A 14152-nucleotide genomic window follows, 5' to 3' on the forward strand; every position below is an offset into this window, starting at 1 on the left:
GAGGGATTAACTTACCATTCTGCAATTGAACCATCTGCATGATGCCAGACCGGATTTTTCCAGCTATGTGGATTCTTATTTTCCTCCAGCACAAGAGCCTTATCCACTTCTACACCCAATCCCGGAAGCTTGGGCAGTTCCACAAAGCCCTCCTTAAACTGGAAGTCCTCTTTATTTTTCACATAGTCAAGCACGCTCTTGCCCACATTATAGTGAATCCCCATACTCTGTTCCTGTATCACTGCATTATGGCAGACCGCATCTACATTTAAGCAGGAAGCAAGTGCAATCGGCCCTAACGGACAATGGGGCGCCAGCGCTACATCATAAGCTTCTGCCATTGCGCCTATTTTTTTGACTTCTGTAATTCCTCCTGCATGGGATAGATCTGGCTGAATAATGTCCACCCCTCCTGCGCAAAACAGGCGTTTAAAATCCCATCTTGTGTATAATCTCTCTCCTGTCGCAATGGGGATATTGCAGGACGCCGCGATTTCTTTAAAATCTTCCATATTTTCACAAAGTACCGGTTCTTCTATAAACATCAGATCAAACTCTTCTAACTTCTTCGCAAGAATTTTTGCCATTGGTTTATGCACACGTCCGTGGAAGTCCACCGCTATGCCAAAATATTTTCCACATGCATCCCGGATAGCTCCTACACGGTTTAGCACAGCGTCTATTTTCTCATAACTGTCAATATATTGCAGCTCCTCTGTGCCGTTCATTTTCACCGCCGTAAACCCTGCGTTCTTCTTCTCCAGCGCAGCCTGTCCTACATCAGACGGACGATCTCCTCCGATCCAGGAATACACACGCATCTTATCTCTCTGCGCCCCGCCCAGCAATTCATAGACTGGAGCTGAAAAGTATTTGCCCTTAATATCCCACAGCGCCTGATCGATTCCTGCGATAGCGCTCATCAGCACTCCGCCGCCGCGATAGAAACCGGCGCGGTAAAGCGTCGTCCAGATTCTCTCAATGTCACCCGCCTGCTGCCCCAGCAGGTATTCTTTCATTTCCTGTACACATTGAAGTACTGTTGCAGTATGTCCTTCCAGCACCGCTTCCCCCCAGCCTGTATACCCGTCGTCTGTCAGAATCTCAACAAATCCCCACCTGGGACGGACGAAATACGTATTCACTTCTGTTATCTTCATGATCTGACACCTCCTATTTTTCTCACCAGTTCCCTTACATATTCTGTGCCGACATTCCATTCTTCTCTTTCCACAATACCTTTCGGCAACATATTGCTTCCCAATCCAACTCCGATATATCCATTCTTAAAAAATTCCTGGATATTCTCTTCGTTTACTCCTCCGATCGCCACATATTCTGTACCGTCCAAAGGACCTTTCAGACTTTTCACATAAGACATCGGCATCTCTCCCGCCGGAAATAATTTAATGTCCCTATAGCCATAGCTCATACACGTAGTAACCTCTGAAGGAGTCATTGCCCCAGGCAAAAATGCAATCTGGTTTTCACTGCAGTATTTCAATACCTGTATATCTGTAGAAGGCGACAGCAAAAAGTCTGCCCCGGCTTCCACCGCATTTTTCGCCAGTTCCTCTGTAATGACAGTTCCGGCACCCACCAAAATGTCACCCTGAAACTTTTCTTTTAATTTTCGAATCTGCCCCAATGCGTTTTTTGAATTTAAGGCGACCTCAAAAAAAGAAACGCCGCCGTCCATTACCGTCTGTACATACTGTTCCAGCTTTCCATCTTCTACGTTGCGCAAAATAGCAAGAAGTGGATTTGCTTTTAAAACTTCTCTAAAATCTGTTCTTTCTAACATATTGTCACCTCTATTTCCCAATTGCCTTTAAATGCGGCTGCTTTTATCTAAATATTTCCTGCTCTCCATTTAGAATCTGTTTCATCTGTACTTGTGTCGGGTACCCCTCAAAGTCCCCCGTAACTTCTGTAGCGAGCGCTCCGCATACTGCACCCATTTTTCCACATATATGGAGAGGTTTTTCCTCTAAAACTCCACATAAGAATCCGGCATTAAATCCATCCCCTGCTCCTATTGTTTCCTTTGGATGGCAGGGATACGGCAGGATTTCTTCGATACTCTTTCCATCTGATACAAAAGCGCCGTTTGCGCCATCCTTAATAGCTGCGACTCTTGCATTTCCTTCTGCAAATAACCTATGAAAAATCTTGTCTTTATCACGCGTTTCCAGTAAAATCTCCGCCTCATCCAACCCCATCAATACGATCTGCGCCTGCATCGTATAATTTCTAATCAGTTCGCTATAGTCTTTATCTCCCCATAGCTTTTTACGTATATTTGGGTCAAAAGACACCGGAATATTTTTCTGATGTGCAAGTGCAAATAATTTGTCCACAGTTTCCTCGCAGCTTTTACTCAATACAGGCGTCACACCCGTAAGATGTACAATCTTTACTCCCTCTAAAACTTTCTCCTGTACGTCCTCTGCCTGCATATGGCTGGCGGCCGAATTTTCCCGGTAATAAAAAACCTTCGTTCCTCTCTCATCTATCTCCTTTAACATTAATCCCGTATGATAGCCGGAATCCGTTTTTACTCTGTTTACCTCTACTCCTTCCGCACGAAGCGTATGTAAAATGAAAATCCCCATTTCATCCTCTCCGATACGGGAAAGGAAAGAAGCAGTGTGCCCTAGCTTACATACTCCGATCGCCACATTACTTTCTGCTCCAGCTACTTTTAACTGGTATCTGTCGTGATAATGCAACGGACCTGTCCCCTCCGGCACCAGAACAGCCATTGTTTCCCCTGCTGTCAGTATCTCAGGCATACTTCTTAATTCCTCCTTCATTTCCCATCGTGCATGTTTATTTCTCAATTCCGGAAATATATTCCTCGATTTCCTTTAATACCTTGTCACCAAGTCCCAGCCTTGTTCCAATTCCAAGGAAAAACGGCAACTTGCTCATTTCTTTTAACGTCATCTTCTGAATCTCCGCACCATCCACTTTTTCCAGCATAGGCACTTTTTGATAAAGATACTCTTTGAGTGCCGGATTTTTTATCATCTCTTTTACACTGTCTTCCAGTGAATAGTGTGCTTTAAACGTTTTCTGCAAGACATATGAATAACAATAATTTCCCGCTTTCCTTAAAATTGTTCCTTCATACTGTATAACACTGCCATTCTCTTTTACTTCTCCGCCTACAAATGGAAGTGTAATTTCTGCCTCTGCCCCGAATGGGATTTTTATATCAAGCTGGAATTTGTCTCTATCGTCCTGTTTTTCTATCTTCCATTGAATCAGATACGTACCGCTTGCACTTTCAAACTGATATTTTATATGTCCTATCTTTGCCGCAGGTATCGGCGCTATCTTGACTCTCTTATATCCTGCTCCATCTTTGGCCGGACGCAGCCCTGCTATATGGTGATAGATCCATGCCTCTACTGAGCCGTTTGCATAGTGATTCAGAGAGTTCATTCCTGAACTGCTCATACTTCCGTCCGGATTTAAAGCGTCCCATCTTTCCCACATAGTCGTAGCGCCCATTTTTACCGGATACAGCCAGCTCGGGAACCCTTCGTCCAGAAGAATCTGATATGCCATATCATTTCTGTCACACAGAGAAAGAGCCTCCAGCAAAAAAGGGGTTCCCACAAAGCCTGTTTTGAGACTGCCTCCATCCTTTTTCATCCTGCGTATGAACTGTCCCTTTATCAGTTCCTTCTGCGCTTTCTCCTTTACAATTTCAAATACAAGCGCCACGATATACGCCGTCTGTGTATCAATCGCAAGGCGTCCGTTTCCCGTAAAATATTCCTTTAAAATTTCCTGCCGTATTCCCTCTGCTTTATCCTGATAATACCGCGCATCTTCTGATTTTCCCAGTACCTCTGCCGCCTTTGCCAGTAAGCTTGTAGAATAATAAAAATAAGCAGAAGACACATAAAATACATCCGTTCCTCCGGTTGGCATATGATAACAGCCTCCATCCAGAGCAAGCCAGTCCCCATAATGGAAACCATTTTCCCAGAGATTAGGATTTGTGCCGTTTCTTCTGTTTTCACTGTCAATATAGCTAATCCATTCCTTCATACTTTCATACTGTTCTTCCAGAATAGATGTATCGCCATATATTTCATACAGCTTCCAGGGAATAATGACTGCCGCGTCTCCCCACGCTGCGGATGTTCTCTCATTCCTTCCGACAGAGGGAACAATCTGCGGGACCAGTCCTTTTGTCTCCTCCTGTTCCAGCGCAATATCATGCAAATATTTTCTGAAGAACGGATAACATTCCATATTCAGGCACGCTGTTTCCGCAAAAATCTGCGCATCCCCTGTCCAGCCCATTTTCTCGTCTCTTTGCGGACAGTCAGTCGGAATATCCAAAAAATTCCCCTTTTGGCTCCATAAAATATTTTTCATCAACTGGTTCAAAAGTTTGTGTCCTGTTTCTAAGCTTCCTGTCATCGACAAATCACTGTAGAGTACATGCCCTTCAAAATCTTCCAGACGCACATCTTTTATTCCACTCACCCTGATATACTGAAAACCGAAGAAGCATAATTTTGCATGAACACGCCTTTGTGTACCATCTGAAATATATACATAACGCGCCTTTGCAGTCCTATAATTCTGGTTATAAAAGCACTGGTTCTGTAATACCTCCCCATGTTCGAGCAGCACCTTTGTCCCGCGCGGTTCCCGACATATAAAGCTGACATATCCGGTCATATTCTGTCCCATATCAATCACAGTCTCTCCCGCCGGCGTATGCAGAATCGCTTTTGGTTTTACTATTTCCATAACTTTTACAGGAACACCGAGACGCTCCTTTAATACCGCTTTGTCCAGCAGCCCTTTTTTCACTGGATACTCTTGTGTATTGTCAAACGTAGTGTCATAGACTTCTCCGTCATACATATCTGTCTCCAGTATCTGGCTCTTCTTCGCTGTCCATGTCGTATCAGAAGATAAAATACATGTTCCATCTGCATATAAGTCTGCCACCAGTTCAAACTGTTTTCCAAATCTGTATGTATCATTCTGGCGGTATCCATACATCCCTTTATACCAGCCGTTTCCAGCGCTGACTTCTATACTGTTTTCACCCGCTTTTAAATATCTGGAAATATCATAAGTCTGATATTGTACATACTTTTCATATACCGTAAATCCTGGTGCAAGCATTTCATCTCCTACACGCTCTCCATTCAAAATGACCTCATATACTCCCAGGCAGGCAATATACAGTCTGGAATGTTCTGGACGTTTTTCCAAATGGAAACTTTTCCGATAAACAGGCTGCACACTCTCCTCAAAACAAGGAGAGATACTGATTCCCTGGAAAGGAACATCCATCAATCCAGTCTCAAACCATGCCACATCACTTTCTTCTGTGTTTCCCCTCTCATCCCACACCTGCACTTTCCAGTAATACCGCGTACAGGGACGTAACTTTACGTCCAGGCGGGTCCCTATACCAGATACCTCCTGGCTCCTTCCAGTATCAAAAACAATATTCGTAAATTCCAAATCTTTTGATACCTGAATCCGGGCACTTTCCTGATACTGTCCTTCCTCATTCTCTGTTAAATAAGAAGCGGTCAGCGTCTTATACCAGTATCCTAAAGGATTCATAATATGGTTGATTCGCAAATTATAAATTTTCATAGACAGTCTCCTTACAATTTTTATTTTATAGCTTTCAGACGCACCGCTATATATGGTCTTCCCGGCATTTGTACGCTGAATTTTCCTTTTTTAATTCCTTGTTTTTCTATAGTCATATTCCATGTATCTATAACTTCTATTTCAAATTCTGTCTCATCGTCAAAGTAAAACTCTCTGGATAATGGCTGCATAAAGCTAAAATACATCAGATAATAACTTTTCACTTCATTTCTCCACTCTTCCTCTGGAACAGCGCAAACATAGTCCAACCGTTTTTCATAAGGAGCTAGCCCAAGTCCTGGTGTCTCTTGTAAAATATCTATAAGAAAACCGAAACGTTTCCAGCTTTCTCCCAACAATTTCCCACCATGCGACCACCACAATTTGTCATTTAAATTTATATAGGTCTCACCGTGTCCCGGATATCCACCGCGACATATCGCTTCCCAAAAACGTCTCACCATTTCTTCCCCTGTAATATTTCCCCAGGAAAACGGAATATTTCCTTCATAACATATTTCATCCAGTACTATCGGTTTTCCGAATTCCATCCTCCATTTATCCGTATACTCTGCAGTTTGATACAGTTCTTGCCGTTGAATACTGCAGTGTGTTACCCATGGACGCTTATAGTCATAAAACGGTTGACAGTTATGGATAGAGCGTAAATGATTATATGGATCCTTTAAACAAATCATTTTTGCATAACGTTCCCAGTCCTCTACGTTTTTTTTCCTCAGCAAATCATATTCATTCGCCAAAGACCACCATACATTACGAAATGCAGAAAATCTGGCAATTACATACTTCCAATAAAAATCATCCTGCTCTTTTGTCATATTAGAAAATCCCCATCGATCATATGGATGCATTACAATAATATCTGCTTCAATTCCTAACTTTTGCAGTTTTAAAATACATTTTTCAATATGTTGAAAATGTTTCGGGTTAAAACGCGTGAAATCCCAATGATTCCCTTCTGTTTTTCCTGTATACTGGCTAAAATTCTCTTTTGTCAAAATATTGCTATCTATGGGTTTTCCTTCAAATGGATAAGAACGTGGTTCACCGAGATTATATGCGTAGTGTTTGGGGAAAATACAAAACCTGATTTTATTAAACCGTGCTTTTTCCAAACTTTTCAAAGTTTCGTCTATCAGGTCATCTGTCTGAAGTTCCCAGACATAACATGTAGTTCCAATAGGATAATAAGGTGTGCCGTCTTCATATGCAAAATGATATCGATTTGCCACGCGCACTATACCATGATTACCTTCTTTTGCTTCTGTTACTAAAAAATCTCCCTCGCCATTAGCAGCCGGAAAATTCCCAGTCAGTTTAAAATGATACTCTCCCTCAAAAGAAGGCATAAATCGGATTTTATACACGCCTTCCCCATCATAAAACCCTTCAACTGTTACAGTTTCATTTTTATTGCAAAACTCTCCTTTTAAATTATAATCTCTGAAAGGGTTTCCACATGAAGGTCCTTTTACACTCACCTCTATCATATCCCATTTTTCTATTTGTTTTGTATATTCCATTTTTTCAAGCCTCATTCTTTCAAATTTTTGTATATATCATTTATTTTATTAGCCTTTTACACTACCTGCTGTAAGGGAAGAAACGAAATATTTTTGCAAGAAAAGAAATACAACATACAGAGGAATAATGATCATACAAATCGCCGCGCATAATAGCGGCCAGTCTGTTCCAAACTCTCCCTTGAAATTCATAAGTCCTACCGTCAGAGGCAACCCTTCTGTCGTGGTAAGAGTCGCTGTATTTGCCCACATGAGTTCTCCCCATACAAACGTAAAGTTCATAACAATACAGGTAGCCAGAGCACCTTTCATTAACGGCAGTACAATCTTAAATAAATTTCTTATTTCACCAGAGCCGTCAATACGAGCCGCCTCCAATAACTCTTTCGGAATCGTATCAAAAAAATTTTTTAGGATAACTGTCGTTCCTGGAATAGACCATCCTACATACGCCAGAATAATCGGTAGATATTTTACCCCCAGTATTCCCATGCTGGACATCATTTTGTACAAAGGTATGATAATCGTTTCTGTCGGAAGAAGCTGAATCACAAAGCATGCCATAATAATCGCTCCTGAACAGGGAATACGCAGACGTGAGAGAGAATACGCAGCCATCGTAGAGATGATTTCAATCGAAATCAAAGAGCAGGCTGCAATGATAATACTATTCATAAAATATTCTCCGATATGCCCTTGCGAAAATGCCTTTATAAAATTATCAATTCCAATCTGTTTCGGTAGCGCCCATATATTTGCAAAAAATTCATCCAGTGTTTTAAAAGATGTCAACAGTGAGAACAAGATCGGGAATATCCAGACTACGACCATGGCAATCAAAATAACCCGGCATATAATTGCAAAAACAGAAATCTTCTTCTGGTGCGTCTGCTCCATAACTGCGGTCTTAGTATTCATATTTTTCGCCTCCTATTCCTTTTCTTAAAATAAATAGGATTATAACAACGATCAGCGCATAAAATACACTGTTAGCCGATGCAAGTCCATATTTATTGAACATAAACGCCTGTTCGATAATCTTGAGAGGCGCCGTCTTGGAAATATCTCCGGGTCCTCCTCCTGTCATTGCAAATACAATATCATACGTCTTAAACGCGCTCATGACACACATAGATAGCGCAAGCTGAATGGTAGGCCTTAACAGAGGCAGGATAATATAACGTATTTCCTGCTTATATGTAGCGCCATCCAACTTAGAAGATTCAAACAGGTCCGTAGGCAGTCCGATTAGCCCTGTGTATACCAGCATCATAACAGTACCGCTGCTTCTCCACCCCTGGACAATGCCAATCACAACCAGCACAAGTCCCTTTTGCGCTAGCCATGCCTGCTGCAGATTTCCCAGTCCGATCGCCGCGAGCATATTGTTCAGTAATCCTTCGTCTGTTGCAAGTACAAGAGTAAACAGTAACCCTACAACTGAAAGAGGAAGCATAACCGGACTGTAAAATACAAAACGATATATTGCCCCTTCCACTCTAGTTACTTTATAAATCAGAAGGGATGTAATAATTCCAAATGCCATAGAAACAACTGTCGCTATTAAAGCAATTACCAGGGAGTACCCTATCGCTTTCATACTGGCGGCGTCCGCAAACAGTGCCTTATAATTGGAAAAACCAGTAAACTGCATGTCTGTCACGCCGTTCCATTCATTAAAACTCAATACAATATTCCATACTACCGGAATAATTGTAGCAAACATAACCATTGCCAAAGCGGGCAGACTAAACAGCCCGCCAATAAGCTGTAGTTTTCGTGTGGTAGATATTCCCGCCCGTCCTACATCCACTTTTCTGCCTGTCAATTTAACTCCTCCTTTTTATCACTTAACATAGTTACTGCCTCAAAACATGCGTTTCGAGGCAGTGACAAATCAAGGTCCTGTTTTATTATTAATTACTTACTGCCGCCTCTCTGAGTGCTTCTAATTCATCTAAAGCAGCTTCTCCATTATAAATATAATTTGCCGGCATCTGATTTTGCAAGTAATCGGACAACTCTGCACTGACATTGATGATCTCTGTCGGATAAATCTGGTCTGTACATCTGGAAATCGCAGTCATCAGTTCCTCATCAATCTCTGCTCCTTCTGCTATCTTGGCTGTTGGAACCTGTCCTCCCTCTGCACGGAATGTATTGATCTCCTCGCTGGTGAGGAATTTCATTGCTTCTACAGCGCCATCCACATTCTTCGCGCAAGTTGGAATAAAGTATCCATCACATCCGCCAAGCAACGGATTGGTGGGATTATCTCCCATCGCCGGATAATCACAAATTAAATAATCTGTAATACCAGAATTGTCCAGCGCTACTTTAATGGCTGTTGTCGGGAAGAAAGAAAATCCAACTTTATGGGAAGACATTGCTCCGTATAACTGGTCCTGTGTGACAGCAAGTGCGCCTTCTCCCGGATAGAAAAGCCCTTCGTCAAACACGGCTTTTACCATGTCCATCGCTTCGATAATCTTCGGATCTTTGAAGGAAACTTCTCCAGCATTCCATGCATCTAGTTCCTCATCCGTATCCCAAATTTGCATTTCTGCATTTCTTACAAGCCAACATGCATATGCTGCCTCTACTCCTGCTCCGGAAGCATCTGTATTTTCCTCAATCCTTCTACAGAAGTCAAGGAACTCGTCCCATGTCATCTGCTCTTTAATCTCACTGTCATCAATTCCTGCCGCACGTGTCACTTCATAGTCTACGACCATTGCAGGATATACTGTCTTATACGGTACATTATATAGTTTTCCATCATATGTTCCTATGTCCAACATTCCTTCGTTAAATGTAGCTGCCCATTCGTCGTCCATATATTCCGTCAGATCTGTTGCCAGGTCTACGGAAGTAAAGCTGTTCATCTGATTCGGCCAATATTGAACCAAGTCAATCTGTTCATTTGCCGCAGCAGCTGTTTTTACTGTCTGTTCCACATTTGCTGAATTCCACGTTTTCGTGACGATATTATACTTGTCACCCAATTGATCGATCAGCTTTTTTTCTACAGCTTCATTTACTTCACCTGGATTTGTAATCATAATAACCAAATCCTGTTTTCCATTTGAATCCTTTTTACTTTCCTTGTCTGATGATCCGCATCCTGCCATAGAAACAACCATCAAGCCTGCCAATAATGCGGCAAATAGTCTCTTTTTCATCATATTTCCTCCTCATTTTTATATCTTTTTCCGAGCGCTCTTGATTATGAATATATTATATTAGACATTTTTATTATTTTTTAATACAATATTCTATAATAATATATAACTTTTCTATATTTTTCATTTAGGAGCCCTGCAAAACGATATTATGCCATATACTTATACCCATGCTGATGGAATATCCGATATTTTACTGTCGTTTCATACTTCTAAAAGGCTTTATTGTATAGGAGTTGCATCTCCCTATGCGAGAACAAAGTGGGCAAGCCCACTTCAACACCCCTGCTTCTCACTCGAGGGGCTTGTCCACTTTGCGCGCCGCCGCAATATCACAAAGCGGTAAAATTTCCTTATTGCGGCGTGCGCATCCCGCCCGGAGGGCTTTTTATATAATAGGAAATTTCGATAAATTTCCTATTATATAAAAAATGCTCCTTTCCAGACAGCAAGTTCATTCTTTCACTTGTCTGTCCGGAAAAGAGCATATCATCTCTTCGTTCTTTCTTTATATCTGAAGCGGCAAGCCTCACTATTTCTGTCTGCAGACTTGCCAAACAGCCTCGCTTTTAAATATTAAAATCCTTCTCTGACAGCAGAATCCTATCCGCATCATCCGTATTTCTTCCAAATACTCTTTTTACAAGCTTCTTTGCAGAAGCTTTCTGGGAATGTTGAATCGCCTCATCCATAACTTCCTTCACTTCCGCAACTGTAACAGCATGATCCTCTCTCTGTAAAGAATCAATTCTGCTGTAAAGCGCTAAAATTCCCATCTCATCAATCCGGTAGCCATTCTCCTGTGCATATGTCTGACCAAATGTAACAAGTTCATCATTGATGAAAATCGGTACTTCCAGACGGCTGGTGAATTTCCGTCTGAATTCTCTGTTAGAAGAGAGTAGTCTGTCTAGTGGTTTGCGCTGTTCCTCCAATACGATAAGCAGCTCTCCTGTGTCACGCTCCATAGCCTTATTCAATCTTGCGACTGTTTTCTCATTCATTTTGCCGGCTTTTTCGATAATAAGCGCTCCGCCGTACAGTTTATTAAAAATATCACTAATCTTCTTTTTATTCAGAGAATCACCTGTTACAATCGCAACCTTTCCTTGACGGATATTTCTCTGCTTTTGAATTGCTTTCACGACGTCTACTGCCAGAACAGTCTTTCCATTTCCTTTGTTTCCGATAATCAGCAGATTACCCGTTCTGGAAGTTCCTTCTCGGTTTGTACAGTTTCTGTCCTGTTCAAGAACATCCACAAGCTGTTCGCTCATACCGCGTACCGGCACGAAATAAGAGAATAGCTTCTTCTGCTCTTCTGTCAGACCTGCACGTGTACCAATTCCACTCTGTGTTTTCAAATCATAACGTCCATGTACAACAAAGCCTGTATCTGACATTGACAAAGCATCTGATATTTCATCCAGTGGAAGCGGAGCTGTCTTTCCTGTCGCAATCATCTTCGCCGTTTCTTTTCTGCTCAACGGCGTTGTCGCAGACAGAATATCCATTCCATCATCGTCATCATCTGGAATTTCCCTGTCGTCCGGCTCCATACTGTGTTTCGGATTCGGGCGGAATTCTTCTTCCAAATCGATTTTCTCTCTTTCCTCTGTTACTTCTTCGAATCCATCTTCCTCCAAAGCCTCGTCTTCTGATAATTCTTCCGCATCCTCTTCCCAGACTTCCTCTCCCTCATCTTCAAGAAAGTCTTCGTCGTCTTCTATAATCTCATCATCTTCGTCCAGAATATCATCCTCTGCACCGCTGCCCGCAGCAAATGCAGTATCTGCCTCTTCTTCCTCAGAATCGTCCAAAAGTTCCTCTTCTGCAATGTCTTCTTCTAAATCATCATAAAGTATCTCTTCTTCCTCTTCATCCAGAAATTCTTCTGAGTCATCCTCTTCCAGCCATTCTTCGGAATCATCTTCTATCAATTCTGCTTCCTCTGAAATCTTTGGCATATTCTCTTCAACAGACTCCTCCTCTTCATACTCTTCCTCATCGAGTACATCATCGAAGTCTTCAAATTCTTCTGTCTCATCATCGACTCGAAGTTCCTCCGCCAATCTACCCATATTCTCATGCGGAAGCTCCTCTTCTTCCTGTGTGACAGGTGCCGACTTTGGTTCCTCTGGCGGAATAACCCCCTCTATCTCATCAATCATACGTTGAATATCCGGCGGAAGAATCGGCTCTGCCGGCTTCTTTGGCTTCTGTGCAGCTAAGTCAGCTTCTTTTTCCGTTTTAGCCGGCTTTTCCTGTACAGATGCACCTTTGGTCTGACTTTCCCAGTCCGCAAAAATGTCTTCAAAGCTCATCTGCCCCTCTACCTGCTCATCAACCTCTTCTACCTGTTCTTCCACAGTTTCTTCTTTCTTATTTCCCGCATCAGCAATCACTACATTGTCATCCATACTCTCTTCTGCCTCGTCCTCTATCAGCTCGTCGTCTTCCAATTGTTCTGAATCATCTACAGTAAGCTCTGTAACTGCACCTGAAACAGTGACAACTTTTGCCTTTTTCTCCTGTACTGCCTCTTTTTCTTCTGCAATTTCATTTACAATATTCAAATCTACTACAGATTCTATCTCATCAATGGCATCTTCCAATCCTGCCATCTCATTTTCCTCTTCCTGCGCTTTATCCTTTTCCTCCTCTGACGGATGAAGCAGCTTTTGCAGCGCCTCGTCCAGGCGCATCGTACTTCCTATCTTATTTTTTTTGACTGCTTCCTCTGCTTTGGTTTCCTTCGCCGCTTTAGAAACAGAATTATCTTCTACATTCTCTACTGTTTCTTCAGGTTCTTCTGTTTCCTCCGTATCCTGCTCTTCTTTTTCCTTTTTTTTCTCACTGTATTCTATAATATCAGGCATCTCCTCCGTCTCGGAAGACAGCTTTTCATATCTGTGATCATACTTTTCCTGCTGTGATGGGGTCAGCGGCTTATATTGCATTTTCAGTTCCATTGCTTTATACACATACTGCCCTTCACTGAACCACAAAATTAAATCATCACACTCTTCCAGACATTCTGCTGTCATTCCGGCTTCCTGGTACAGCTTTGCCAGCTCATATGCCCACTCTTCTATATACTCTGCTTTCTTAAACTCTTCCAAAGATTCGATCTGCTGTTCAACAGGCGCTCTCTGTGCGCGCAGAATCTGGTATCTAAGAATATGCTGATTTGGATCTTTCGGTGCTATCTGCATAAAATCATCATAGTAATCGATTGCCTCATCTACATTCCCCGTTTTTAGTGCAAGTGTACACAGACGGTAAATCACCTTTCGGCTCCCCTCAGCGCGGTGATAGGCGATATTCAGTACATCATAACTTTTCTGGTACTCTCTGTTTTTCTCATATATGTCACTGACATTTGTCAGCATAGTCACATTCCGCACTCTCTTCCAGTCAACTGTATCCGCGATTTCAGCCGCTTTATTATATGCACCGTCTTCCATAAGTTCAAGCATTTGTTCTGTCTTTAACTTATATTCATACTTGTCCACTGCGCTCACCTCATTAAATATTTATATTCTTTCTCTCTGCCATATCTGTCTAATTTCACTATGCGATAATTCTCTCACTAGTTTAACATACGACTTCCGTAATGTCAAAAAAATGCATCCTCAATTGACATTGAAGATGCATTTTAATATTTATTTAATTTTTTCATTATCTTTCTATAATATATCGGAGGAACCATCGTAATTTTCATTGTTCCTGTAAGACCCTTACCGTTTGTTATTGATTAATTGGTCGATTTATTAAGAC

General features: G+C 41.9%; 9 protein-coding genes. All 9 read right to left on the bottom strand.

Annotation, left to right across the window (positions count from 1 at the left end):
• Positions 1-11 precede the first annotated feature (11 nt).
• Positions 12-1160 (bottom strand): galactonate dehydratase, encoded by a 1149-nt coding sequence (gene dgoD, locus ACZ5C4_RS17290; RefSeq protein ID WP_464522067.1) that lies wholly within the window; start codon positions 1158-1160, stop codon positions 12-14.
• Positions 1157-1804, bottom strand: a complete 648-nt coding sequence (locus ACZ5C4_RS17295; protein WP_464522068.1) for a bifunctional 4-hydroxy-2-oxoglutarate aldolase/2-dehydro-3-deoxy-phosphogluconate aldolase — start codon at positions 1802-1804, stop codon at positions 1157-1159. The genes dgoD and ACZ5C4_RS17295 overlap by 4 nt, the downstream gene beginning before the upstream one ends.
• Before the next feature lie 43 nt (positions 1805-1847).
• Positions 1848-2795 (bottom strand): sugar kinase, encoded by a 948-nt coding sequence (locus ACZ5C4_RS17300; protein WP_464522069.1) that lies wholly within the window; start codon positions 2793-2795, stop codon positions 1848-1850.
• Between the two features lie 37 nt (positions 2796-2832).
• Positions 2833-5646 carry an alpha-L-rhamnosidase gene (locus ACZ5C4_RS17305; RefSeq protein ID WP_464522070.1) on the bottom strand — a complete coding sequence of 938 codons (2814 nt, stop codon included), beginning with the start codon at positions 5644-5646 and terminating at the stop codon, positions 2833-2835.
• 20 nt (positions 5647-5666) lie between these two features.
• Positions 5667-7190 (bottom strand): DUF5605 domain-containing protein, encoded by a 1524-nt coding sequence (locus ACZ5C4_RS17310; protein ID WP_464522071.1) that lies wholly within the window; start codon positions 7188-7190, stop codon positions 5667-5669.
• Between the two features lie 48 nt (positions 7191-7238).
• On the bottom strand, positions 7239-8108 hold the full coding sequence (locus ACZ5C4_RS17315; RefSeq protein ID WP_464522072.1) for a carbohydrate ABC transporter permease: 870 nt from the start codon (positions 8106-8108) through the stop codon (positions 7239-7241).
• On the bottom strand, positions 8098-9018 hold the full coding sequence (locus tag ACZ5C4_RS17320; RefSeq protein ID WP_464522073.1) for a carbohydrate ABC transporter permease: 921 nt from the start codon (positions 9016-9018) through the stop codon (positions 8098-8100). Before ACZ5C4_RS17320 ends, ACZ5C4_RS17315 begins: the two co-directional genes overlap by 11 nt.
• An 88-nt stretch (positions 9019-9106) precedes the next feature.
• Positions 9107-10375 (bottom strand): ABC transporter substrate-binding protein, encoded by a 1269-nt coding sequence (locus ACZ5C4_RS17325; RefSeq protein ID WP_464522074.1) that lies wholly within the window; start codon positions 10373-10375, stop codon positions 9107-9109.
• A gap of 566 nt (positions 10376-10941) precedes the next feature.
• Positions 10942-13887 carry a P-loop NTPase family protein gene (locus ACZ5C4_RS17330; protein ID WP_464522075.1) on the bottom strand — a complete coding sequence of 982 codons (2946 nt, stop codon included), beginning with the start codon at positions 13885-13887 and terminating at the stop codon, positions 10942-10944.
• Positions 13888-14152 lie beyond the last annotated feature (265 nt).

It is taken from the genome of Mediterraneibacter flintii (genome assembly GCF_055387595.1).